Source organism: Nocardia cyriacigeorgica, assembly GCF_005863245.1.
GTDB lineage: Bacteria > Actinomycetota > Actinomycetes > Mycobacteriales > Mycobacteriaceae > Nocardia > Nocardia cyriacigeorgica_C.
In genome coordinates, this window is sequence record NZ_VBUT01000031.1 from 1 (window position 1) to 1,341 (window position 1,341).

General features: G+C 65.8%; 1 protein-coding gene. It reads left to right on the top strand.

The annotated features are described in order from the left end of the window. The first annotated feature begins 44 nt into the window (after positions 1–44). A protein-coding gene (locus FEK34_RS29805) for an IS3 family transposase (RefSeq protein ID WP_138453313.1) occupies positions 45–1,315 on the top strand; the annotation gives its coding sequence in 2 pieces (ribosomal slippage) (positions 45–333 and positions 333–1,315; 1,272 coding nt in all). The last annotated feature ends 26 nt before the right edge of the window (positions 1,316–1,341 follow it).

A 1,341-nucleotide genomic window follows, 5' to 3' on the forward strand; every position in this document is an offset into this window, starting at 1 on the left:
TGAATCCCCCCGGCATGTCCGGAGGCTTCGTCTCTTGAGAGAGGATGAAGTCTGTGAGTTCGAAGAGGTATCCGCCGGAGTTGCGTGAGCGGGCGGTGCGGATGGTCGCCGAGATCCGCGACCAGCACAGCACCGAGTGGGCGGCGATGGCTGCGGTCGCCGAGCTGCTGGGGATCGGCTCGACCGAAACGGTCCGCAAATGGATGCGGCAAGCTCAGGTCGATGCCGGTAGCCGTGCCGGGGTCACGAGCGAGGAATCGGCAGAGCTGAAGCGGTTGCGGCGGGAGAACGCAGAACTCAAGCGCGCCAACGCGATTCTGAAGACGGCGTCGGCTTTCTTCGCGGCCGAGATAGACCGGCCAAGCCGCTGATCTGCAGGTTCGTCACCGAACACGCAGGCCGCCGCGACAGCGGCGGCCTGCAGTGGGGTGTGGAGTCTATCTGCGCCGCGCTCGGCGAGCTCGGCGTGAACCTCGCCCCCTCGACCTACTACGAACACCGCAACCGGGTCCCGTCGGCCCGCCGGCGCCGCGATGAGGCGCTGACCGCCCAGATCCGGCGGGTGCACCGGGAGAACTTCGGTGTCTACGGGGCCCGCAAGGTATGGCTGCAGCTCAACCGTGAAGGCTATCCGGTGGCCCGTTGCACGGTGGAACGGTTGATGCGCGAGGCCGGGCTGCGCGGGATCTCGCGTGGCCGGGCCAAGCGCACCACGATCGCCGATCCGGTCGCACCCACGGCTGCGGATCTGGTGCAACGCCGGTTCGCGCCGGCAGCGCCGAACCGGTTGTGGGTCTCAGACATCACGTATGTGTCGACGTGGTCGGGGTGGGTGTATGTGGCTTTCGTGATCGACGCTTATGCCCGCCGGATCCTGGGCTGGCGGCTGTCGACGTCGATGACCACGACGCTGGTGCTGGACGCGATCGAACACGCGATCTGGACCCGTGAACGCGAAGGATGGAACGTGAAAGATGTTGTGCACCACACGGATAGGGGATCTCAATATACGGCTATCGCGTTCACCGAGCGGCTCGCGGAGGCCGGGATCCAGCCCAGTGTCGGTGCGGTCGGATCGAGCTACGACAACGCGCTGGCCGAAACGATCAACGGCCTCTACAAAACCGAGCTGATCAAACCACGAGGCCCGTGGCGCAGCGTCGACCAGGTCGAGTTCGCCACCGCCGAATGGGTCGACTGGTTCAACCACCGCCGTCTCTACCAGTACTGCGGCGACCTACCACCGGCCGAGATGGAAGCAGCCCACTACGCTCAACACCCAGCCCAGCAACCCGCCGGGCTGTCACACCAATAGGTCTCCGGACTCACCGGGGCGATTCA